This window comes from Paenibacillus sp. Y930 (genome assembly GCF_056786375.1).
Genome location: NZ_JBXCIX010000002.1, coordinates 57978 through 82638 on the forward strand (window position 1 = coordinate 57978; position 24661 = coordinate 82638).

Annotated in this window: 15 protein-coding genes; 12 read left to right on the forward strand and 3 right to left on the reverse strand. The window is 41.8% G+C overall.

Annotated features, from left to right (window positions below):
* Positions 1-273: 273 nt before the first annotated feature.
* Together AC1TO5_RS05840 and AC1TO5_RS05845 are read right to left on the reverse strand one after the other, a co-directional pair.
* Positions 274-1302 carry a DNA-methyltransferase gene (locus AC1TO5_RS05840; protein WP_482061873.1) on the reverse strand — a complete coding sequence of 343 codons (1029 nt, stop codon included), beginning with the start codon at positions 1300-1302 and terminating at the stop codon, positions 274-276.
* Between the two features lie 187 nt (positions 1303-1489).
* A complete protein-coding gene (locus AC1TO5_RS05845; RefSeq protein WP_482061874.1) occupies positions 1490-6040 on the reverse strand; it encodes an endo-1,4-beta-xylanase in 4551 nt (1516 codons plus the stop codon).
* Positions 6041-6317: 277 nt separating this feature from the next.
* Between AC1TO5_RS05845 and AC1TO5_RS05850 the strand changes: the two genes are divergently transcribed.
* A complete protein-coding gene (locus AC1TO5_RS05850) occupies positions 6318-7103 on the forward strand; it encodes a nucleotidyltransferase domain-containing protein (RefSeq protein ID WP_482061875.1) in 786 nt (261 codons plus the stop codon).
* Positions 7104-7259: 156 nt separating this feature from the next.
* Here the strand turns inward: AC1TO5_RS05850 and AC1TO5_RS05855 are convergent, their stop codons facing one another.
* On the reverse strand, positions 7260-7640 hold the full coding sequence (locus tag AC1TO5_RS05855) for a hypothetical protein (RefSeq protein ID WP_482061876.1): 381 nt from the start codon (positions 7638-7640) through the stop codon (positions 7260-7262).
* 371 nt (positions 7641-8011) lie between these two features.
* On the opposite strand from AC1TO5_RS05855, the gene AC1TO5_RS05860 reads away from it, so the two are divergent.
* From AC1TO5_RS05860 to AC1TO5_RS05910, 11 genes are all read left to right on the forward strand, one after another.
* Positions 8012-8728 carry a queuosine precursor transporter gene (locus AC1TO5_RS05860; RefSeq protein WP_482061877.1) on the forward strand — a complete coding sequence of 239 codons (717 nt, stop codon included), beginning with the start codon at positions 8012-8014 and terminating at the stop codon, positions 8726-8728.
* Positions 8729-8959: 231 nt separating this feature from the next.
* Positions 8960-10414 (forward strand): MDR family MFS transporter, encoded by a 1455-nt coding sequence (locus AC1TO5_RS05865; protein ID WP_482062470.1) that lies wholly within the window; start codon positions 8960-8962, stop codon positions 10412-10414.
* Between the two features lie 397 nt (positions 10415-10811).
* Positions 10812-14393, forward strand: coding sequence for a family 10 glycosylhydrolase (locus AC1TO5_RS05870; protein WP_482061878.1), 3582 nt, complete (start codon positions 10812-10814; stop codon positions 14391-14393).
* 181 nt (positions 14394-14574) lie between these two features.
* Entirely contained in the window at positions 14575-16644 is a 2070-nt protein-coding gene (locus AC1TO5_RS05875) for a bifunctional aldolase/short-chain dehydrogenase (protein ID WP_482061879.1), read from the forward strand.
* 368 nt (positions 16645-17012) lie between these two features.
* Positions 17013-17381: a sensory rhodopsin transducer gene (locus tag AC1TO5_RS05880; RefSeq protein WP_482061880.1), complete on the forward strand. Its 369-nt coding sequence runs from the start codon at positions 17013-17015 to the stop codon at positions 17379-17381.
* A gap of 381 nt (positions 17382-17762) precedes the next feature.
* Complete coding sequence (gene rhaI / locus AC1TO5_RS05885) at positions 17763-18983, forward strand: L-rhamnose isomerase (protein WP_482061881.1); 1221 nt, start codon at positions 17763-17765, stop codon at positions 18981-18983.
* Complete coding sequence (locus tag AC1TO5_RS05890) at positions 18980-20467, forward strand: rhamnulokinase (RefSeq protein ID WP_482061882.1); 1488 nt, start codon at positions 18980-18982, stop codon at positions 20465-20467. The genes rhaI and AC1TO5_RS05890 overlap by 4 nt, the downstream gene beginning before the upstream one ends.
* A gap of 32 nt (positions 20468-20499) precedes the next feature.
* The gene (locus tag AC1TO5_RS05895; protein ID WP_482061883.1) at positions 20500-21261 is read left to right on the forward strand and encodes a DeoR/GlpR family DNA-binding transcription regulator; all 762 of its coding nucleotides are present in this window, start codon (positions 20500-20502) and stop codon (positions 21259-21261) included.
* A 337-nt stretch (positions 21262-21598) separates the two neighbouring features.
* Positions 21599-22348 carry a (Fe-S)-binding protein gene (locus AC1TO5_RS05900; RefSeq protein ID WP_482061884.1) on the forward strand — a complete coding sequence of 250 codons (750 nt, stop codon included), beginning with the start codon at positions 21599-21601 and terminating at the stop codon, positions 22346-22348.
* Positions 22323-23852 carry a LutB/LldF family L-lactate oxidation iron-sulfur protein gene (locus tag AC1TO5_RS05905; protein ID WP_482061885.1) on the forward strand — a complete coding sequence of 510 codons (1530 nt, stop codon included), beginning with the start codon at positions 22323-22325 and terminating at the stop codon, positions 23850-23852. The genes AC1TO5_RS05900 and AC1TO5_RS05905 overlap by 26 nt, the downstream gene beginning before the upstream one ends.
* Positions 23842-24576 (forward strand): LutC/YkgG family protein, encoded by a 735-nt coding sequence (locus AC1TO5_RS05910; protein ID WP_482061886.1) that lies wholly within the window; start codon positions 23842-23844, stop codon positions 24574-24576. Before AC1TO5_RS05905 ends, AC1TO5_RS05910 begins: the two co-directional genes overlap by 11 nt.
* The last annotated feature ends 85 nt before the right edge of the window (positions 24577-24661 follow it).

The following is a 24661-nucleotide window of genomic DNA, read 5'->3' on the forward strand; positions in this document are numbered from 1 at the left end:
TTTTAGCCATGATTAACAGCGTGTATGGCATTCAACTAGTAGAGGATGTTCAACCAAGTTGGAATGATGTGGATGTCGATCATTGAGCATACGGAACGATTCAAGCGGTATCGGAGTAAATGCTAGAGAGCAAGCGTACAGCAATAGCTTTAAAAAACACTTAATCCTTGTGTTGTGTTAACACAACACAAGCAATGTTCAAGAGCAGTATTCTTTTAGATTCTAATCTATAAGGATACTGCTCTATTTTCGATCAAGATTGAATAGTGAAAACTAATCGCGCTTAACTACGTCAGTACTTTGATTTGTTGTATGACTCGTACTAAGTTTTTTTTGTTTAGAACCGGATAAGGATTTAGTTTGTGCTTGAAGCGTATTCCGATCCCAAAAGACGCCTTCGGAATAACCTTGAATCGAGAAATCTGACTCTACAAGCTCAAGACGTTTTTCAGCTAGACAACAGTATGTTTCGTTGAGTTCGATACCTACAAAGTTTCTATTTAATTTCTTTGCTACAACAGAAGTAGTTCCAGAGCCCATAAAGGGATCAAAAACAACATCATTCTCATCGGAGCTCGCAAGTATTATTTTAGCGAGCAGCTTCTCGGGTTTTTGAGTAGGGTGATCCGTATTTTCAGCCATTGACCAGAATGGTACCGTTAGATCCGTCCACATATTAGATGGGAATGTAAGTCTGTATTTTCCATCGTCATTATCTTCCCAGTCTTTAGGTTTACCGTCCTCATTTCTATAGGGGGCAATGACTTTACGTTTCATTTTTACTCGGTCTACATAAAACTTATAATCATTCGATTTCGTACAAAACCAAATATCTTCGGACGCATTTTTCCAGTTACTTAAAGCTCCTCGTCCCTTTTCTCTTTCCCAAGTGATTCGGTTTAGAACATTCAAATGTTTGGAAGCGACCTCGAAAATAGAGTGGCTTGAACGCCAATCGCCACATATATATACGGTAGCATTAGGCTTAAGAACTCTAACGATACGAGAAAACCAGGAATCTAGCCAATCTGTGTATTCTTGATTATTCATTTGATTAAATGTTTTGCCATTAAAATTTTTTGTAAGGTTATATGGTGGGTCGATAAACATTAAATCGACAAATTGATCTGGTAAATGATCAAGTGCTTCAAAAAGATTTTGATGGATTGTTTTATTTATTAATTCCTGCGGAGCTGCCTGTTTGGTTAGAACAACTAGTCTGCTTCTATACTTTTCTATTTCAATGGCATCGAGTGTCATTGTTTTATTTCTACTTGCCTTTTTTTTCTCGTCATTCTTCATTACTTTCAGCACCACCTAGTATTCAATAAAGTCTATTGTAACGATTCAAATTGATTGTACAACTATAGAATAGCATAAAGTGGTCTTGGAAACCTGCCGAAGTTGATTAGTTAGGTGAACCTAGAAATAGGTAAAGAGAGGAAGGGAGCAGGAGCTCCTTTCCTCTCTTTCATGTGATCTTAATATTTTATAAATTCCAAATACGGTACAGAATAACTGCTGCTTCTGCTCGTGTAAGTGAATCATTAGGGGCAATGCTACCATTCTTTCCTTCGACAATGCCTGCTTCCACTAGCTTCGCAATATCCACTTGCGCATATGCGGCAATAGTATCCACATCAGCAAAAGCATCTAATGAGCCACCGACTGCAAGTGGCTTACCTGCTACAGTTAATGCGCGATTCGCAAGTACCATCATATCTTGACGAGAGATATCATCATTAGGCTTGAATGAATTGTCAGTATAGCCAGTGACAATACCTAGTTCCTTTGCGATAACTAGCTCATTATAATAGTAGGCATTTTCTACTACATCGCTGAACATTGCTTCATTGTTCCCTGTACCTTGCAATTCAAGTGCTCTTACAAGGAGGGTAATGAAATCTGCTCGCTTGATTGAATCGGTAGGAGAGTAGCTGTTCGCTGACGTGCCTTTAATAACATCGCGTGCTGCCATTGCGTCGATTGCTTGTTTTGCCCAAGGAACATGATTCAAATCCTCGAATGTTTTGACGACGAAGGCTACAGCATAGCTACTAAAGTGAGTGGTTTTGAACACAACCATTCCAGTTGTAGCATCATAACGACCGTTGGGGATCGATGTTACGCTACCACTGCCATCGAGGTACCAAACGACGATTGAATCTGGATTGTTCAGCTCTTCCGCCGTTGGCGTGTAAGGAATAGAGATCGTTACAGGCGCATCCAGATTGTTCCACGGAATTACGTTGTTACCTGCTATTAAAGTAATATCTAGTACTGGACGACTCCCAATTTGTGCTTGAGTAGCTGCATCCAACTGCTCAATAGAAGCGGGAGTGATACGAATCGATACTTGCTCCTCGTTCACTATTGTATCGGACAGCATATTACTTGGGAGCTCAATCGATCCAAATTCTGTCTTGATCGAAAGCGTGTATATTTCTTGAGCCTGTAAGCTTCGAGTAGGTAGTTGCACATCATAGGATTGAGCATTTGCCTGCTTCGGTATGTCGATGGTGATTTGTTTGTTGCCGTTTGCTCCTGAAGCAGCCAGCTCAAGCGCATTTTTTAGATTTTTTTCGGAAACCGTACCTGTGATGCGATTACCCTCGGTTTTAACTTCAGGTTTGATCACAATCATGCCGTCTTTGCTTTCAACATTCTCTGTTTCTGTTGACGGGCTAATAGTGTTGCCGCCGCCTGAGCTTCCAGGTTTCCCGATAAGGATAAGCTCACCATAGACAGATGTGTCCATATAGCCATTGCCTGTTGTATCATTCCATGCAGCAACGCTTTGACGTGCACCATCTTTAGCGTCATTAATCTGTACGTCGAAGCCTAATTTTTGGTTGTTACCCGGTGTAGTGGCTGTCAATGGAATCTTCACTTCAACTGTGTAGTTTGTTCCCGAAACCGTAGTTGCTGATTCGAATCCGTCAGCAATACTCGTAGGATTGAATGAAGTTTCATTGTCATAATTGATTCTGAACTGACCATCGTCATCTTGGTAGAATGAGGTCTTCTCATTATTTTGATCTAAGAATACTTCAACAGAATCATGCTCATGTGCTTGTGTGCTAGTTTTATCAAGTTGCGCATCACTAACTTGAATAAGAACATATAGGTTATCATTATCCCATAGTGCTTTAGCTACGCCGTTAGCACCTTGCCAGGCCGCTTGATAGCGGTTAACTGGTATTTCGATTGCCTGATTCCAAACCGCGTCGATCGTTCCATCGATGACAGGCGTAGCAAATCTTGCAGTTGCCTGTTTTGCATTGGAAAGCTCAGGATCATGTTCACTTATAAATGTATCTGGTTCGATGACAGCATAATAGGCTGGCTTCGCTTGTAGATTTTTATCAAACAATAACGGATTGGTAGAGGCTCTCCAGCTCGTATTGTCATCTAGTCCCCAGAAAGTAACACGTGCGATATCATCTTTATAGGCTTTGAATAGATTAAATAGCTGTGCGTATAAATAACCTTGATCATTAGCTTGCTTACTAGAAAGCTGATAGTCGCTTCCTGCTTGAATATCAAGTTCAGTTATACTTACTTCAACTCCCAAAGAAATAAATTTCTCCAACGACAGCTTCACGTTTTCTGGGTTTGTATTAACATTGTAATGTCCTTGCATGCCCATACCGTCAATAAGAAGCTCTCCAGGGTGAGTAAGCGCATATTTATCATTAATTTCTTTGATCATGCTATAGATAGCTTGTGCTTTATTCTGATTATCATCGTTGTAATCGTTGTAATACAGCTTAATATCCCACGCTGGATTGGCATCCAGCACTTCTTTTGCTGCCAAGAATGCTTGCTCAATGTAGTCTGGTCCGATAGCGTTATACCACGCGGATTTACGCAACGCATTTTCCCAATCCGTTGGATTAGAAGGGTTATCGTTCATCGCTTCATTAACAACATCCCACGAGATTACTTTATCGCCGAAGTTTTCCATGACTCCTTTAATATGAGCTTTCAAATTGAAGAGGGCTTCTTCACGCTCTAAAGGAGTCCCATCAGTAGTTGTATTCATCCAATCTGGTGATTGCTGATGCCATACGAGTACATGTCCATGCATTTGCATTCCTTCAGCTAGCACTTTATCAACTAGTGCATTCGCTGTTTCAAAGGTAAAGTCGCCTTTTGTCGGTTGCATCGCATCTGGCTTCATCGCATTGCCAGCAGTAGCCACATCATGATGCATTCCCAAAAGCTCAAGTCTAACGCCATGCAAATCTTCCGCAGAAATAGCGTTTCCAATTAGGAAATCATCCGAGTAAGCTTCCTTTATCGGAGTTAGATCAGTTTCTATTTCGATCGGGCCAGAGCCAGTGTCGGTAATGCTAATATCATCAATATAGAAGGATGCTGTACTATTGTTAGAGCTTTCAATATAGATCGTCAAATCATCGCTGCTCGTATTGCTGTAACGATAAGTTCCTTCGAACTGAACCCATTCGTCGCTTACATTAATTGTTTTCGGTGCAAGCGTAACATAGTTGGCGCTACCTCCATTACCAACCTGCGTAGATAGTTGAAGCTGGGTGCTAGCGGGCTGGATCAGCTTAACCCATGCCGAAATTTTATATTCGTAGCCTTCAATTACGAAATCTTCTATATGTAATGAAGGTCCATGCCATGTATCTGCTCTACCCTCTACCTTCAAAGCGTAGGAGCCATCTGCCGTATGATTATCTTCATTAGTTACGGTTAGCGTTTCGCCGCCATTTCGACCTGTAAAGCCACCTGCCGTATTATCCTCAAATGTAATAATCGAGGATGCCAAATCATCTCTTTGCTGCGTGATCAATATATCACCAATGTAAAATGGAACAGTTGCCCCATCTGAATTTGATTGCACACGTAGTTTCGTATCTTTGCTAGTATCAACAGTAAACTCTTTCGTTAAAGTTAGAGCTTTTCCAGCTACATAATTTGCACCTGCCAAAAATCCAAAGCTTATATCAGCGGTTTGAAGAAACGCTTGAGCGCCCGTAGGAACCACAACTTCATCATCGACATAAACCGTAACTGTTACGGTATACGTTTCACCGTCAACGAGATCTAAGGCACTGAAAGAGAAATCAGCGGAGTCATAATCGTTCGCTCTGTTGCTTACATATAGAGCAGCACCATCATCATTACCAGCAAAAACCTTGCCAGTGACAGCTTCCAGTTTAGCGCCACCTGCCTGGATAGCAGCTCCTATACCATCCGCAAAGGTTTCATGATATATCTTTGTCGTAGTGGTTGGTTCTGTAGGTGTAGGTGCTATTGCAGGTCCACCAATCCAATTGGCAATTTCGCTTAATGTAGTGCTCATTTGAATATAATGACGACCTATAGCATGATCGCCTTGATTCGGATAGCCGACTTTAAATGAATATTCGATGCCGTTTGCTGCCGCTGCCGCTTGAACATCTTCATTATAGTGACCATATGGGTAAGCGAAGAGAATAGGGTCTTCACCTGTAATACCTTTAATGAACGCATTGGCACTGGCTATTTCCGCCGATGCGTCTTCTTCATTTAAAATATTCCAAGTGTTATTAACATGATTTACAGTATGATTTTGAATACTAATATTTGGATTATTAGCAAGTGCTTCTAATTGTGCGAGTGACATACTGTAGCCCCCGCCGATCCAGCCACTAACTACGAATTGGACGGCATTCATTCCGTGATTATCCAATATTGGAACTGTAGTTTCAATAAAGTCAGGGGTAGCATCATCAAATGTTAGTAAAATTGGTTTATCTGGTGCTGTTACAGTGCCTTTCATAATATCTACATATTGTTGGGCAGTAAGCGTGTTGTAGCCATTATCTTCGAGGTATTGCATATGCTGCTTGAAATCGTTTGTACTTGTATGAGTCGAGTCATCTGTTGGAGTATCCACAACGCGATGATACAAAAGCACTGGAATATTCGGCGCTGCCGCTTCCGTAATTGGAGCAAGCCAGCCTGACGGGATTAGTAAAGCAGCTACGAGAAAAATGGAGATGATTCTTAAGAGTTTTTTGTTCATTAATTACATTCCCCTCCGAAATAATTTAGTAAGAAAGTTAAGCGCTTACATTTTTATGAATACTACTTCCTCCTCAAGCCTGATTATAACGTGTATGAAAAATAGTTTTACTATATGAACTTAACAATCTACTATAATTAGTTTAGATGTTTTGAAAAAATGGATTGGAATATGATGTTTCAATCATTTATTCTAGTGCTACAATATGGAAAGCAATACAATAGGAGTTTAATAGTATAATTTCGGAAATATTAGAGAGCTAGAGGAGGCTATACTTTTGTATTTACATCATCAGCAAGCTATTGAAATGATTACAAATAAGCTTAAAGTTAATGAGCATATATTGGCCGTTATTGTAGGTGGCTCCGTAGCACACGGATTCGCGAAGGAAGATTCGGATATTGATCTGATGCTAGTTGTATCGGACGAGCATTATCTTTCTTTATTAGAAAGCGGTAATATTCATTATCATGAAACAGAATCAACACCTTATGAGGGCGGCTATGTCGATGGAAAGTATACATCGATTTCCTATATTCAAAAGGTAGCACAATCCGGGAGTGAGCCAGCACGATTCGCTTTCAAAGATGCGATAGTGAGTTATAGCGAGATCAACGATCTAGAAGTGCTAATCGAAGCAGCGTCGAAATATCCAATTGAAGGAAAACTCGAAGCAATGGAAAAATTTTATGCTCAATTTGAAGGCTGGAAATGGATGTTTAACGAGGGTTTGAAAAAGAATGAGCCTTATATTCTTGAATATGCGGCATCTAATTATGTGTTGTTTGCAGGCAGACTTATATTGGCTTATAACGAAGTTGTTTATCCTTATCATAAATGGTTTATGAGGGTGCTAGGCAGTGTTAACAACAAGCCGGACAATCTAATCGAAATGATGAATGATGTATTGAAATATAAATCAAAGGAAAGCGTTGAAGCTTTATTTGAATCTGTCTCACAATTCCATCATTGGCCTAGGTCAGAGAAGGGATGGCCTGTTCGCTTTATGCTCGATAGCGAGCTGAACTGGATGACAGGACATGTACCAGTAGCTGATATGTAGCGGGGGAGTGGGAATATTAATTAACGGACGTAAAAGATCATCCATATTGATGGTCTTTTACGCGTTCATTGAAACTATCGCTCAAGTTCGAGCTTATTTAATAACCTGTGAAACTGTTAACCCATCGCCGATTGGAATAAGTAAGGAATGTAGCGATCAATTTGTTTCATCGATTTCGCGTTCTTTATAACTATGATTGCGTAGCTGCTCACTATTCAACGCCGAAGCTTCCGTTTCTTCATTGTTAATTGAGGCTATTTCTGTTGTTTCATCTTCATGGATTTCAAATAATTGAGTGAATTCGTTAATTAACAGATCAATCGCCTTTAATTCACCGATTAAAATTTGATTGATCGATTGAAATTCTGGCTGTTCTAACTGCTGTTTAATCGTAGAACGCTTAAGCGTTATCATCTCTAGAAAGGCAATTGCTCTTCCTCGGAGGAATGTTTTCGGTCCACGATGCTCTGAACGCTCATGACCTTTGTGATGCCCACCTCGACGATGTCCCTCTTCTTTTAATTTTCCATGTCTCATCGTATGACCTCTTTTCTTGTATACATATGTATACAATGTGTCAACATCAATAACTAAGCGTCTCTTTTTTCATATACCGATAAAAAGTCATTAATATAATAAACCAAATTGGAGTTAACAGTTAACAGGTTTAACAATTACTGCATATATACACCGACCGCAATAATATCGGCCATAGCGGTCATAATCCAACAAAGCCAATAAGTCCAGCCAGTAATTTGAAATGCTATTCGTATACTAAGATGCACATTGAACACTTCAAAATAAATACAGTTTCTTTATGTTAAGAAATTTGCTATCCTTATCTCTGGTCATAAAATTGGCCCGCGGTTCGTAAACTTCCCGCGTTATCAAAACTAAGGAGGATTTTTGTGTTTAATTTAGGTTGGGGTATTTTATTTGTTGCAGTTAATTTCCTTTTATTTCTGGCGTGTTATCGGTTCTTTGGTAAAACGGGTCTGTATGCATGGATTGCCTTTGCAACGGTTATTGCTAACATTCAAGTGACAAAGACAATTGAGCTATCTATTTTCACTGTCAGTATCATTATGACATTAGGAAATACGATCTATACGACGATCTCTATGAGTACAGATTTACTCAATGAGAAGTATGGGCCAAGAGAGGCGAAGCGTGCCGTATGGTTTGGATTTTTCACGCTTATTACTGCTACGATTATGATGCAAATGGCGCTTAAATTCACACCACAGGAAACTGATTTTGCGCAAGATTCGTTAGAGAAGATATTCGGTCTTATGCCGCGTCTTGCTGCAGGTAGCTTGTTAGCCTACTTAACTAGTCAATTTTTGGATGTAAAAGTATATGGTTATTTGAGAAAGAAATTTGGTGCTAAAAACCAGTTTTGGATTCGTACCAATGTTAGTACCGGAATTAGTCAACTTGTAGACTCGATCGTGTTTTGTACCATCGCTTTTGTTGGTACAGGACTATACACGTGGCAGGAATGGCTACAAATCGTATTTACGACATATATCTTTAAATTTATTATATCGGTTGTAGCAACTCCCGTTCTGTACTGGGCACGTAGTTTTAAAGTGAACGACCATGCAGAGGGTTCTAGTAAATAATAAGTCCTTGGATATCTAGTACCCCCATTCGATGATGAATGGGGGTTAACTATTCATTAGCTGGTTTTCTATTCAGATGAAAGTGTGAAATTCATGTTATAATTTCTAAAAAAAATCCGTCTCAGGGCTGATGGATGATGAGGAATTATATGATAGTATACGCGATAGGTTATATAGTAATGGGCAATATACAACGATAAAAATAAAGAGAGATCAATCGAAAGTGGAGGAATAATAATGAATACTTCAGCTTCATCTGCCTCTTCTCAATCTCAAGATATGGGGAATGTGAAGAGGCTACCAATTATGATTTCATTAATTATTGGTGCGTTTTTTTCAATACTTAATGAAACGTTGTTGAGCAACGCTATTCCGCAATTAGAAATTGAATTGAATGTGACAGCTTCAATACTACAATGGCTTTCAACAGGTTATATGCTAGTTGTAGCTATCCTTATCCCAGCTTCGGCATTGCTAGTTCAGTGGCTTACAACAAGGCAAGTATTTCTAGGAGCCATGATCGTATTTACAATAGGGACAATAGTGTGTGGTATTGCCCCGGGATTCTCAGTGCTTCTAGTTGGTCGTTTATTACAAGCTGTAGGTACGGGATTAATGATGCCAGTTCTTATGAACACGATACTGCTATTGTATCCTCCAGAAAAGCGCGGAGGAGCAATGGGAACGATCGGGCTCGTTATTATGTTCGCGCCTGCCATTGGACCAACACTTTCGGGTATTATTTTAGACTCACTGGAGTGGAGATGGCTATTCTTTATTGTTCTTCCATTTGCTATCTTTTCCATTATATTCGCATTCATTTATTTGAAAAATTTATCTACACCAACAAAACCTAGAGTAGATGTATTATCAATTCTTTTATCAACCATCGGATTTGGTGGAATTGTATATGGATTTAGTAGTTCCTATAAAGGATGGGATAAGCTAGAAGTATACGGAATGATTGGTGTAGGGCTAATAGCATTACTTCTATTCGTCATTCGTCAATTGAAATTGAAGGAGCCGTTATTGGATCTTAGAGCATTTAAGTTTCCGATGTTTACACTAACGACGATTCTGCTCATTATTATGATGATGACGATGTTCTCGACAATGGCGTTACTGCCGTTCCTATTCCAAGGGGCTTTAGGTTTAACGGTTTACGCATCAGGTCTAATTATGTTGCCAGGTAGTCTCTTGAACGGACTTATTTCTCCAATAACAGGTAAGTTATTTGATAAATTCGGTCCAAGGGCGTTAATGATTCCTGGAACGATCGGGTTGGCCATTGTAATGTGGTTCTTTACCCAAGTATCCTTCACTACATCTACGACAACTTTTATTATTTTGCATGTTTGCTTAATGGTCGCGATCTCAATGATTATGATGCCAGCACAAACAAATGGCTTGAACCAACTGCCGCCACGCTATTATCCGCATGGTACGGCGATTTTGAATACTTTATCACAAGTAGCAGGTGCGATCGGCGTTGCTTTCTTCATCAGTGTGATGACGTCTGGACAAAAGAATTATTTGGCGCAATCAGCTGATCCAGACTCACCTATGCAACAAGCCGAGGCATTAGTTACAGGTGTGCATAATGCATTTGTTATTGGTTTTGGCTTTGCGGTGTTAGCAGTCGTAGTCGCAATCTTCACGAAGCGTGCTCAGGCTGCCAAGGAGTAAGTTAGAGCTGATTATTCAAAGTGAATAAGTAGTACAATCGTTAACAGTTTCGCGCATATTGATTGGTGGTCCCCTTATAGTAGGCAGTGCGATAAAGTACAGATAGTTTGGACTTTATCGCACTGCTAGCTGTAAGGGGATTTTTTGTTGTGATTAAAGTGCTAACCTCTCAACAATATAATGAGGACATTGGTTCTAAGATAGAATAGGGTAACATTAACCGAAAAAAAGATTTACAAAACTTACAACTATAAACTATGATGAACTTGGGGTTGGAATAAAATTCTACATAATATATTAGTTATGATATTTTATTTTGAAATTTAATATCATAACTATAATTGTAAGCGCTTTTTTGACCTCGACATTTACATAAGAAGAAGGGAGATTGTGATTAATGAAGCGTTTTAATCGTATGTTCATGGTACTGTTAAGCTTTCTTATTGTCTCTTCAAGTTTTTCTGGTTTATTGGAAGTGTCCTATGCTGCGGGGGAGGAAGCTAACACCTCAACGAGCGTAGTGTTCGAGGACTTTGAGGATTTTGAGGATACGGGTGATGTCTACCTCACGCAAAGTGTTCCTGCTGACACTACAGTGCTCGAGCAATCGACTAGGCCTGATCCAGCAGTACATGGTTTATCTGCAGCAAAGCTAACGTATGATTTTAGCGGTTCAACCGGTACATCTGCAGCTTATCTACGTTTTAGAAACGACGATAGTACTGCTGGGCGCACAATTGCTGGTGAGCCTAGCAAAATTGGTCTTTGGGTTCACGGGGCAGGTCTTAAGCATTGGATACGTGCTCAAGTTGAGGGTGCAGATAAAACTCTGGTAACATTAGATTTTACAACGACTTCAACAGTAATTGATGGGTGGCAATATGTTAGTGCTAACATCCCTACTAATTTAACTGCTCCTTATAAATTAAATTTTATCTACAAGGTAGAAACTAGTGCTAAAACAAATGGAACCCTTTATTTTGATCAAGTTTCGATGATCTATGGAAATACGACCTCGTTAGAATTTCAATGGAGTAATGTGAAACCCATGCAAATAGGAGAAACGATTACGGCGCAAATGCTTGAAACTAGAGTAGGCTATAAAGCGCCAGCTGCAGTAGCAGCCAATCTAGTTACATTTAGCAGCTCCGATCCATCTATTGCAGAGGTAGCTGCTGATGGATCGATTACAGCGTTAGCTGCTGGTACAGTGACGTTAACAGCTAGCTATAATGGCGCAATTTCAACTTATGACTTAACGGTTACGGATAATCAAGTGGGAGTGATTGATTTAGTTATTTCTGGACCAAGTACGTTAGTACCATCTGAAGAGGGTGCAGTTCACGTATATTCTGTTTATGAGAATAATCAGCTTTTTGATGTCACGCAATTAGCCGTCATTACATCAAGTGATGAGGAAATTCTGGTGGTAGATGGTAGTACACTTCGTGCTGTTAACTATGGCACAGCAACGATTACAGCTACATTGGCGACTGAAGACTCTGGTGATCTAACGGCAAGCTACAGCTTAGAGGTGGAGCCAGGAGAATTGAGATCTATTGCTATTACGGATGTATTTTCTGCCATTATCGGTGGAGAGGAACTAAGTGCAAAGGTGATCGGTACGTATCGTATTGAAGGGGAGAAACCAATTACTGAAGGGGTAGACTTCTCTATCGATATTGAATCGATTGCGACGATTGATGCCGAAACAGGCGTCATTACAGTGCTAGCTCCTGGAAAAACAACTGTACGTGCACATTATAATGGGCAAGTAGCACAGCAAACGTTAGTAGTAACGAACGATATTAGTAATCCAAAGCATGAACTTCGTGGAGCTTGGATTTCTACAGTTGAAAATATTGACTGGCCAGCTAAAGGAGATATAGATCCCGCATCTCAGCGCGAAGATTTCATTAAGCTGCTTGATGAATTGCAGGAAGCAGGAATTAATGCTGTATTCACACAAGTACGACCAACAGCGGATTCGTTTTTCCCGTCACAATATTTCCCGTGGTCACATTGGCTAACGGGAGAACAAGGGGTTGCACCAGCAGATAACTATGATCCATTAGCATTTATGATTGAGGAAGCCCATAAGCGCAATATGGAGTTTCATGCATGGATCAATCCATTCCGCGTATCTATGACTAATGATATTGGAGCGCTAGATGAGTCTCATCCAGCTCGCGAAAATTCAGACTGGATTGTTGAGAATCAAGGTAAGCTATACTTTAATCCAGGTGTAGAGGCAGCCCGCAATTATATTATTAAAGCGGTTGAAGAGATTGTGATCAATTATGATGTTGATGGTATTCATATGGATGATTATTTCTATCCTTATCCATCATCAGAAGATTTTAATGATGCAAAGCAATATGGCGATTATACAGTTGGTGGAGGCACTCTTTCAAAAGATGATTGGCGTCGTGATAATGTTAACCAAGTCGTATCAGGCCTATATGATACGATTAAGGAAAAAAAGAATGATGTGAAATTTGGTGTTAGCCCATTTGGTATTTGGAAAAATAAAGCTAGCGATGTAACAGGATCAGCAACAAGCGGTACACAAAGTTACTCTGCAATTTATGCTGATACTAGAACATGGATTGAAAATGGCTGGGTAGATTATATCGCGCCGCAAATTTATTGGCATTTTGGTTATAATGCAGCAGCCTACGAAGTGCTTGTTGATTGGTGGGCTAATGAAGTGAAAGAGCATGCCAATACTCATGACGTACATCTCTATATTGGTCAAGCTGCGTATAAAGTAGGTACTAGTGATTGGGAGGATGAGGATCAATTACCAGCGCAGCTTCGTTACAATCAAGATAAACAAGGAGCAGTAGCGGGAAGTATTTTGTTCAGCTCCAGTCACTTTTTAGCGAATCCATTAGGTATTCTAGATGCAATTAAAGAAACCTATGCTCGTCCAGCGCTTATTCCAGAGATGTCATGGTTAGTTGGCACAGCACCAGAAGTACCTCTCATCGCAGCAAAGAGTGTGAAAACTGGAGTGCAGCTAAGTTGGGAATTAGCGACAAGTGGAGAGGATGCAGCTTACTATACGATCTATCGTGGGGATGGTGCTGCTACCCCTACCACTTCTACATCAGAGCACTTGCTTACAACTGTTCGTGCTGTGAATGGTTCAACACAATCCTTTGTCGATGAGACAGCAGTAGTGGGTGAAATCTATACGTATGCTGTAGCAGCCGTATCTCGTATTCATGTTGAAAGCGAGGCTAGCGAAAGCCGTACATTATTAGTAGAGACGGTTATAACACCGACACCAACACCAGAACCAACACCAAAACCGTCACCAAAGCCAACAATTAATCCAGGAGACGGTGGTTCAACGGAGGAAGGGACTACTGAAGAGCCGAAGGAAGAAGGTGGCTCCAATGGAGGAGAAGCTGAAACTCCAGCGCCTACTCCAACCTTTACTGATCTGAGTAAAGATCATTGGGCTGCAAAATACATTGAACAGCTAGTTGCCCATAAAATATTTACTGGCTATGCCGATGGCACCATTAAGCCAAATGCTTTAATGACTCGTGCTGAATATATGACAGCATTATATCGTTTGTATAATAACAAAGCTGCAGTAGTAGATAACAGTACATTTACTGATGTGAAGCAGGATACTTGGTATAGTGAGGCTATTAATCAGCTTGCCCACCAAGGCTTTGTAGCTGGCTATGCCGATGGCAGCTTTAAGCCAAATCATTCAATTACGAGAGAAGAAGCATTTGTGATGTTGTATCGTATGTTTAAGGATCATTTGCCTAAAGCAGAGGCTAATGTGGCAGCCTTCGCAGATGATACATCCATCGCTGGATGGTCTCGGGAAGCGGTACAGCATTTAGCTGCGGCAGGTATTGTTGAAGGTGATCTTAATGGTAAGCTCAATCCGAAGCAAACCATTACTCGTGCTGAAATTGCGAAAATCGTATCCTTCTTTTCAGACAAAAAATAAAATAAAAGCCGATAAGCTTCATCTCCTTTTGTTAGATTGCTCTAACGACTGGGAATGAGGTTTATTTCGTTTGTTTATTTTTGTTTTAGGTATTTTCAAAGACAAACAAATATAGTATAGTTTAAAATATGAGTAAACAAACACGAAAACAACTAAACAAAAACAATCAGGGGGTATTTATATGGTGCAGTCTTTGTGGGATTCATCTAAAGCAACACAATTACAAGGTGGATTAGATAGCTTAGTATATCGTTCCAATATTATTGGTACAGATCGTCGTGTATGTAACTATGGTGGCGGTAATACATCTGCAAAAACGGTAGTGAAGGATTTCCGTGGTCAAGATGTTGAAGTGATGTACGTCAAAGGTAGCGGGTCAGATCTAGCTACAATGAAAGCTAGCAATTTCACTGGTCTGCGCCTAGATGATATTCGCCCGCTATTCGAGCGTGATGACATGAGCGATGAGGATATGGTTGCTTATCTAGCAAACTGTATGATTGACGCTAAGCATCCTCGTGCTTCGATTGAAACGTTATTACACGCATTCCTTCCATATAAACATGTTGATCATACACATCCAGATTCTATCATTAGCCTATGTTGTGCCGATAACGGCAAACAAATTGCCGATAAAATTTTCGGTAATCGTTACGTATGGGTGCCTTATGTGCGTCCAGGCTTCACACTTTCGAAAATGATTGCCGAAGGTGTACGTGCAAATCCTAATGCTGAATTAGTATTAATGGAGAAGCATGGCTTAGTAACTTGGGGCGAAACTGCTGAAGAGGCGTATGCACAGACAATCAAAATTATTACTGAAGCGGAAAGCTATATTGAATCTCAATTTGACCAAGAGAAATTATTCGGTGGCGTAAAGCATGCTGAACTTCCAGCTGAGGTGCGTCGTTCGATAGTTGCTAGTGTCATGCCGCTACTACGCGGTGTGGTTAGTGACGAAAAACGGATGATTCTTTCCTTCGATGATGAAGATGATGTGTTAGCATTCGTAGGTGGAGTTGATTCACCAGCTTTATCGCAAATTGGTGCTGCTTGTCCTGATCATCTTGTTCATACAAAGGTTGTTCCTTTATTCATCGATTGGACACCTGATGCAGAAGACATTGAAGGCTTGAAGGAAAAACTAATTACTGGTATAGCTGCTTATAAAGCTGAATATGCGGCATATTTCGAACGTAACAAACATGAAGGCGACAAAATGTTTGAGGCTGCTCCGCGTGTTATTTTAATCCCTGGTGTCGGTATGATTAATACAGGAAAGAGCTGGGCTGCGTCACAAGTAAGTGGTGCACTTTATCATCGTGCGATTGCAGTAATGCGCGGTTCAACAACGCTTGGCAGATTCATTTCGCTAAGTGAAAATGAATCTTATAATGTTGAATATTGGCCGCTGGAATTATATAAATTAACACTTGCTCCTGCAGAAGCTGAATTCTCGCGTCAGGTTGCTTTTATTACTGGTGGTGCTGGCGGTATCGGAAGTGCAACTGCTCGTGTGTTAGTTGAAGAAGGAGCGCATGTTGTATTAGCGGATCTTAACCTTGAAGGTGCGCAGAAGGTAGCAGCAGAGCTGAACGCTGAGTTCGGTGAGCATCGTGCGCTGGCAGTTAAAGTTGATGTGACAAGCGAGGAACTCATTCAAGCTGCTTATGCAGAAACAGCAATTAATTACGGCGGTGTTGATATTATCGTTAACAATGCAGGGCTAGCAACTTCAAGTCCATTTGACGAAACATCACTGAAAGAGTGGAACTTGAATATGAATGTTCTCGGTACAGGCTACTTCTTAGTGGCAAGAGAAGCGTTCAAGATTATGAAGCAGCAGTCACTTGGTGGAAGCATGGTATTTATCGGCTCTAAAAACTCGATCTATGCAGGTAAAAACGTTACTGCATATAGCTCTGTAAAAGCGCTTGAAGCACATCTAGCTCGTTGTATTGCTGCTGAAGGTGGCGAGTTTGGTATTCGTGTTAATACGATTTTACCTGATGCAATCTTGCAAGGGTCCGCGATCTGGAATGGTAATTGGCGTAATGAACGTGCCGCAGCATATGGCATTGAACCAGACCAACTAGAGGAGCATTATCGTAAACGGACGACGTTGCTTGTTAATATTTATCCGCGTGATATTGCTGAAGGTGTAGCCTTCTTTGCTTCTTCTAAATCATTAAAAACGACGGGGTGTATGCTTACAATAGACGGAGGCGTACCAGCAGCCTTCACTAGATAGGTAGTTCAAAACGTACGACTGTGATCACGATGCTTATGCTGTCGTAGCGTAGTCGGCATCGAATATGCCCTCCATCAAAAGCCTGCGTGTGCTCGTGTACCAATAACGTACACTGTGCTACTCGTTTTTGCTGAAGTGCATCTTCTTGGTGCTGACAGCCGAACGTTTTGAACCTTTATTGGAAGCTTCGGGCAACTGCTTCGTGCGTCGACCGCTTGTGTACTCGTGCCGTACACGTTGCTGGGTTTCGTTTCACTGCTTGTGATCACGATGAGCATGCTAACGTAGCGTGGTCGGCGGCGAATATGCTTCCTTCGAATAGGAAGCGGACTTACATTATTTATAGATTAAGACTGGAGGTTTGTGTTATGTTTCAAGCAAAAGGTGAGAAGCATTGGATTATTCCAGATGGTTACATTCCCCCTACTAGTACAGGAGAGTTAATGAGCCATGAGTCAATCTGCGTGTTGAATACGTCCTCCGAGGAAGCTTTAATTTCGATCACGATCTTCTTTGAGGACCGTGAACCAATCGAAGATATTGCAGTAGCTGTAGCTGGTAGAAGAACGAAGCATATTCGCACGAGTTCTCTAATTAAAGGCGAGCAAACTATTCCTGCTGGTGTACCTTATGCAATAGAGGTTTCCAGTAATATACCTATCGTTGTGCAGTATAGCAGATTGGATTCTACTCAGGATGCGAATGCACTGATGTCGACGATGGCTTTTCCCTTGTAAGAGGTAGTTCAAAAAGCGGACTTTGATAACGATGATTATGCTAACGTAGCATAGTCGACATCGCATCTGAAGCGAACTTGGAAAGTACAGCATAAGCTTTCGATGTATGTTTCTTACAGAAACATTGTAGGATTGCGTGTACCAATAACGTACATTTACGTTTCCTCCTCCCTCAAGTAGCGCTTCACCTGCTCGGCTTTCGAAAGCCCGCTTTTTGAACTTTTATTTGAAGTTTCGAGCATTTGACCGCTTGTGTACTCATACCGTACACGTTGCTGGGTTTCGTTTCATCGACTGTGGATCATCTTCTTGGTGGGAGACAGCTGAACGTTTTGAACTTTTATTGTAAGAGATACAACAATCAATTAGGAGGGTGTTCAAATGAATGATCGCGCTTATGCTTTATTCGAGGAGCAGCAACAGGCTAGAGGAATTAATTTAACTGTAGTAAGAGAGAAGCTGAAAGCTTTTAAGATAGAGACACCATCATGGGGTTATGGAGATTCAGGTACACGATTCAAAGTGTTTCAAAAGCAAGGTGTTCCTCGCAATCCATTTGAAAAATTTGAGGATGCGGCACAGGTTCATAAATTCACTGGTATTGCGCCATCTGTAGCGATTCATATTCCATGGGATAAAGTTGACGATTATAGTAAACTTCGCTCACATGCAGAAGGCTTAGGATTATCAATCGGAGCGATTAATCCAAATTTATTCCAGGATGATGATTATATGCTTGGAAGCGTAACCAACTCTGATGCTGCGATTCGTAGAAAAGCGACTGACCATTTGCTAGAATGTGTTGACATTGCCAAGGAAACAGGCTCCAAAGATTTAAGCCTGTGGTTTGCTGATGGTACCAATTATCCAGGTCAAGGTAATATTCGTAAGCGTAAAGGCTGGATGCAGGAAGCACTAACGGAAATGTATAAGGCGATGACACCGCAGATGAGAATGCTTATCGAATATAAATGCTTTGAGCCAGCGTTCTATCATACTGATCTTGCCGATTGGGGTATGGCGTACAATTTGGCAATGAAGCTAGGTCCACAAGCAGAAGTGCTCGTTGATACAGGACATCATCTTCAAGGTGCAAATATCGAGCATATTGTTGCTTATCTTATTGATGAAAAACGTTTAGGCGGATTCCATTTCAACTCTCGTAAATATGCTGATGATGATCTTATTGTTGGTACAACGAATCCATATGAACTATTCCTTATCTTCTATCAAATTCTGAATGCTGCTAATGATACTGACGCTGCTATCGCTTCATGTGTGAACGATATCGCGTACATGATTGATCAGTGTCATAATATTGAACAAAAGATACCAGCGATGATTCGCTCTGTACTTAATGCTCAGACACAATATGCGAAAGCGCTATTAATTGATCATGTTGAGGTAGAAGCTGCTTCTGAGCGTCATGATGTGCTAGGAGCTGAGGATGCTGTGCGTCGTGCTTTTGAGTTCGATGTAACGCCGTTGCTATATTCCATCCGCGAGGAACAGGGGCTAGCTGACGATCCGATGCAAGCGTATATAGCAAGCAAATACAATGACAGCATTCAGGCTCGCGGCAAAGGTGGTGCAAGCTGGTGAGTTATGTTCTAGCTTTTGATCTCGGCGCGAGTAGTGGCAGGGCGATGCTCGGACGTATTCATGAGGGCAAGATTGAGCTAGAAGAGCTTCACCGGTTTTCTAATGATCCTGTGCAGGTCAATACCCGTTTGTATTGGGATATATTACGGCTCTGGCATGAGATGAAGCAAGCGCTGTTAAAGGCGAAGTATCGTGGTGTTAAGCTCGATAGCATTGCGATTGATTCATGGGGGGTAGATTTTGGGCTGCTGAATGAAGCGGGCGAGCTATTATCGAATCCCTTTCATTATCGCGATATTCAAAACAATGAAGCATACGAAGAGGTTGTTGCGGGGTTAGGCGCCGAGCGTATTTTTCAGCAGACAGGTATTCAGCTAGCATCAATTAATACCCTTTATCAGCTAGCGGCGATGAAAAAACATAATCATCCTGCATTGAAGGAAGCGAAGCATCTACTGATGATCCCGTCCTTATTACGCTACTTTCTAACAGGTGAGAAGTTGAATGAATTTACAAATGCAACAACAACGCAAGTCTATAACCCGATTACGGATGATTGGGATAGACAACTGCTTGAACAGATTGACATTGATCCAGCAATGTTTGCCAAAGCTGTGCAACCAGGCACAGTCGTCGGTATGCTGCAGCCATCGCTTTGTGAAGAATTAGGTATTGAATCCGTTCCAGTTATCGCGACGGCGGAGCATGATACAGCATCAGCTGTTGCAGCTGTCCCTGCTACATCAGAGAGATTTGCCTACTTAAGCAGTGGAACGTGGTCATTGATGGGTACAGAAATTACTCAGCCTAATATAACAGAGCAAGCCAGACAGCATAACTTTACGAATGAAGGTGGAGTGAATCATACATTCCGTTTTCTCAAAAATATTATGGGACTGTGGATGATTCAGCAATGCAAGCTCGCATGGGAAAAGCAAGGTGAACAATATTCGTTTGCCGAGCTCGTTGAATTAGCAGCTGCAGCCGAGCCGTTCGCGACATATATAGATGTCGATGACGCACTGTTTCTTAGTATAAGTAATATGCCTGCGCAGATTGATCGATATTGTCAGCGCACGAGTCAGACATCGCCTGCATCAATTGGCAGCTATGCTCGTACTATATTTGAAGGATTAGCTTTCAAGTATCGCTATACTTTAGAGACGATGGAGCAATTAACAGGAATCTCTTACACTGGACTTCATATCGTTGGCGGTGGTATTCAAAATACGCTGCTCTGTCAGTGGACGGCTAATGCGATTCAAAGATCGGTATGGGCTGGACCAATTGAGGGTAGTGCGATTGGCAATATGCTAGTACAATGGATATCGAGTGGAAAATTAAGCGATATAGGGCAAGCGCGTCAGCTGGTGCAGGAATCCTTTGCGATCGAGAAGTATGAGGCGGAGGATTGTCAGTCTTGGAGCGAGGCGTATGCTAAGTTTCAGCACATTGTTGGGCTGGGCAAAATTGATATAGAATAAAAGAACGAATAAGGTTTAGAAAGAGGTAGGGTATGTTAGTTGCGGAACGTTATGATTACATTGTACAGCTTGTCAACGAAAGAGGGAGTATTCGGGTCACGGAGCTTAGTGAATTATGTGACGTAACCGAGGAAACGATACGTCGTGATTTGGATCGATTAGAGCAAGCTGGACGGCTACGTCGTTCACATGGCGGTGCCGTTAGTGTAAAGGAGCAACAGCAGTCTGAAATTCCTTACTTCGAGCGTGAGGTAGTATCGGCAGAGGAAAAGAAGCGCATTGCTACGGAAGCGATTAAGCTTATAGCTCCTAAGGATCGCATTATACTCGATGCGAGTACGACAGCATGGTATATGGCCGCTTCTATGCCAGATATTCCGATGACCGTACTAACTAATTCTATTAAAGTAGCGATAGAACTTTCCAATAAAGAGAAGATTGAGGTCATCTCGACTGGCGGTATTTTGGCACCGAAAAGCTTGTCTTATGTTGGGCCATTAGCGGAGCGTTCCTTGGATGCTTATCATGTAGATAAAGCTTTTATTTCCTGTAAAGGCGTCCATTTGGAAAAAGGAATGAGTGAATCCAATGAGCTGCAAGGTCGGATTAAGCAAAAAATAGTAGGGATGGCGGATCAAGTTATTTTACTAGCCGATTCTAGTAAATTTGGCGTTCAGGCATTTTCGAGCTTTGCAGAGCTAGCTGATGTAACGGATGTTGTAACAGATACAGCGATTTCCGAGGAGTTTGTTCATGCGTTACGTCAGATGCAAATCAGTGTCTACACCGTCTAGCGAGCTTTGATAACGAAGTGATGCTGACGTAGCGTATTCGACATCGAATATGCCCTCCATCAAAAGCCTGTGTGTGCTCGTGTACGAATAACGTACACTGTGCTACTCGTTTTTGCTGAAGTGCATCTTCTCGGTTCTGAAAGCCCGCCTGTTGAGCATGCACTAGAAGAAATTTAAATAAATAGCGCTAGCTTCAACTGAAGCTCAGCGCTATTTTTGAAAGTAATCAACAGAGTAAGGTAAGGTACTCTAAGAACAAAAACGAACAAAGCAACTTTTTTCTTTAATGAGAGTGGTAGCACTACCATAAGTCATGAACCAAGATAGGAGTGAAATAATGAAAGTATCTCTATTTATTACATGCTTAAGTGATGCACTATTTCCAAGAGTAGGAGAAGCAATGGCTCGCTTGCTCGCACGTTATGGTGTAGAGCTACAATTTCCGACTGCGCAAACCTGTTGTGGACAGCCTGCTTTCAATAGTGGTTATTGGAAGCAAGCACGAGAGTCTGCGATTACGATTATTGATGCTTTTGAAGACAGCGACTTTGTCATTGCACCTTCGGGCTCCTGTACAGGAATGCTTCATCATTATCCGAAATTATTTGAAAATGATCCCGTTTATTTACAGCGGGCAGAGCGGCTGCGAGCGAAATCCTACGAATTTACCCAGTTTCTCGTCAATGTATTAGGCGTTACGGATGTAGGGGCTGCATTTTCGCATAAAGTAACCTATCATCCATCCTGTCACGGTACACGTATACTCGGGGTAAGGGAAGAGCCATTATTGCTGATGCAGCAGGTGAAGGGGCTGGAGCTTGTACCACTACCCTTTGCTGAGGATTGCTGCGGATTTGGTGGAACGTTTGCGATTAAGATGGGCGATATATCTGGAGCGATGGTAACAGAGAAGGCGGATCATATCATTGAAAGTGAGGCTGAGGTGCTAGTTGGACTCGACCTTGCATGCTTAATGAATATTGCAGGCAATCTTATGCACCGCGGCGAGAAGGTTCGCGTGATGCATTTGGCAGAGCTGTTATATGAAGGAGTGAGTGAAGGTGAGTCAAACTCAATCAAAGCATAATACTGTTAAAGCAAGAGCTGAGCTCGCGCTCAATGATGAGTTTTTGCGTAAAGCGGTTAAATTTACAACCGAGCGTCTGCGTAACGGCAAGAAAGCAGCAACGGAAGAGCATGGGAACTGGGAGGATTGGCGTGAACGCGGACGTCAAATTCGGCTCCATACGATTGCTCATCTCGACTATTATTTGCATACCTTTGTAGAAAATGCACGTGCCAATGGTGTCCATATTCACTTTGCCGATACTGCAGCAGAAGCGGTGCAAATTACTTTAGATATCGCCAAGCAGGTCGAAGCGAAGTCAGTGGTTAAGTCGAAGTCGATGGTATCAGAGGAGTTGCATTTGAATACAGCGCTGCAATCGATTGATGTCGAGGCGATTGAGACGGATCTTGGTGAATATATTATTCAGCTAGCGAATGAAACGCCTTCTCATATCGTCATTCCTGCGATTCATAAAAACCGCTATCAAATCGCCGAGCTATTGAGTAAAGAAGCGGGCTATACGCTGGAGCCAGATACAACCATCCTTGCTGGATTTGTCCGTAAGAAGTTACGTGAGAGCTTTCTGGAAGCAGATATTGGCATGACAGGCTGTAACTTTGCGATCGCTGAGACTGGCTCGATGGTGCTGTTTGAGAATGAAGGTAATGCTAGAATGGTGACGACATTACCAAAAACACAAATTACATTGATGGGTATGGAGCGAATTATTCCTTCATGGGCTGATCTTGAAGTCATGGCAACGTTATTGCCACGTTCAGCTACAGGACAGAAACTAACGATGTATATGTCAGGGATTACAGGGCCAAAGCGTCAAGAGGATGGCGATGGTCCAGAAGAAATGCATATTATTATTGTTGACAATGGACGCTCCTTGCAGCTTGGCGATCCTGAGTTTCAAGAATTGTTGAACTGTATTCGCTGCGGTGCTTGCTTGAATGCTTGTCCTGTCTATCGTCATATCGGTGGTCATGCTTACGGTGGAACGTATAGCGGCCCTATTGGTGCGGTACTGACTCCGTCACTGAAGAGTAAGGTCGAGGATTGGGACGATATTGCCAATGCATCGAGTCTATGCGGCGCTTGCTACGAGGCTTGCCCAGTGAAAATTCCATTGCATGATATGCTTGTCTACTTGCGTCGTCGTAAAGTAGAAGCGGGCTATGGCGATAAACTCGAAGGCATGGGGATGCAGGGCTTTGCTGCGGTTATGGGCAACTCAAGCCGTTTTGGCGGTGTGCTGCGACTTGGTAAGCTAGGACAAAAGCTCGTCGTGCGTAATGGTGTTATTAAGACGAAGCTTGGACCATTGAAGTCATGGAACAAATATCGGGTCACGCCAAGCCTGCCTAAGGAATCGTTCCGCGATCGTTGGAAGCAGTTAGAGCGTGAATTTACAGCGCAGCCACCTGTGATGTCAGACGATATGAAGCAGCGCTTAGAGCGCATTGCTATGGAGCAGCAGCAGTCGGTGAAGAAGGGTGGTCAGCACAATGAGCACTAATACGGAGAAGCATCAGGCTTGGTTAGCGCAATTAACGGAGCAATCCAAAGCTAAGCAAGAGAAATTTATGAACAATATTTCCTCGAGACTTGGTCATCCGCGGATGATGGAAGCACCGCCGCACCCGTTCCGCGGAGCACCAGATTTTTGGAGTGAAAAGAATTGGTCTGCGGAACAATGTATCGAGAAATTCACAGAAAATTTCTTAGCTGTCGGTGGTCATGTTCAGCGTTGTAACAGTATGGAGCAAGTAGCTGATTTCATTGCGGGCAAGGCTAAGGAGATGAATCCTACACATATTTTACGTCAGGATGAGCAGGAACTAGCAGCGTTGTCGCTAGAGAACTTAATTCCAAGCGCGACGATAAATGTGTGGAATAGCGATGCGGAGATGTTATGGAAGGGTGAAGCGGCACAGGCTGATTTTGGTATCGTCTATGCTGATCATGCAGTCGCTTATACAGGTAGCGTTGTCGTGAAATCCGCGAAGGAGAAGGGGCGTTCGGTTAGCTTACTGCCAACGGTACTCTTCATCGTTATACCTGCTTCGCGAATGGTGACACGACTGGGTGAAGTATTAATGACGTTTGACGAAGTGGGGCGAGAAAATTTACCTGCGGGTATTCACTTCATATCAGGACCAAGCCGCTCATCAGATATCGAGAACGATCTAACGATTGGTGTACATGGACCAGGGGTTGTGTATGCTTTGATTGTGGATTAGGAGAGTTTCTTTTAATTGTTTTTATGTAATATTTCTTTTGAAAAATAAAAAAGTCTATTTAGATATCTTCTTCTTTTTCAGAAAA

Excerpts from the sequence above, each read along its gene's own strand:
- AC1TO5_RS05840 (WP_482061873.1), bottom strand. The coding sequence starts at position 1,302 with ATGAAGAATGACGAGAAAAAAAAGGCAAGTAGAAATAAAACAATGACA.
- AC1TO5_RS05845 (WP_482061874.1), bottom strand. The coding sequence starts at position 6,040 with ATGAACAAAAAACTCTTAAGAATCATCTCCATTTTTCTCGTAGCTGCT.
- AC1TO5_RS05855 (WP_482061876.1), bottom strand. The coding sequence starts at position 7,640 with ATGAGACATGGAAAATTAAAAGAAGAGGGACATCGTCGAGGTGGGCAT.
- AC1TO5_RS05870 (WP_482061878.1), top strand. The coding sequence starts at position 10,812 with ATGAAGCGTTTTAATCGTATGTTCATGGTACTGTTAAGCTTTCTTATT.
- AC1TO5_RS05875 (WP_482061879.1), top strand. The coding sequence starts at position 14,575 with ATGGTGCAGTCTTTGTGGGATTCATCTAAAGCAACACAATTACAAGGT.
- AC1TO5_RS05880 (WP_482061880.1), top strand. The coding sequence starts at position 17,013 with ATGTTTCAAGCAAAAGGTGAGAAGCATTGGATTATTCCAGATGGTTAC.
- rhaI (WP_482061881.1), top strand. The coding sequence starts at position 17,763 with ATGAATGATCGCGCTTATGCTTTATTCGAGGAGCAGCAACAGGCTAGA.
- AC1TO5_RS05895 (WP_482061883.1), top strand. The coding sequence starts at position 20,500 with ATGTTAGTTGCGGAACGTTATGATTACATTGTACAGCTTGTCAACGAA.
- AC1TO5_RS05900 (WP_482061884.1), top strand. The coding sequence starts at position 21,599 with ATGAAAGTATCTCTATTTATTACATGCTTAAGTGATGCACTATTTCCA.
- AC1TO5_RS05910 (WP_482061886.1), top strand. The coding sequence starts at position 23,842 with ATGAGCACTAATACGGAGAAGCATCAGGCTTGGTTAGCGCAATTAACG.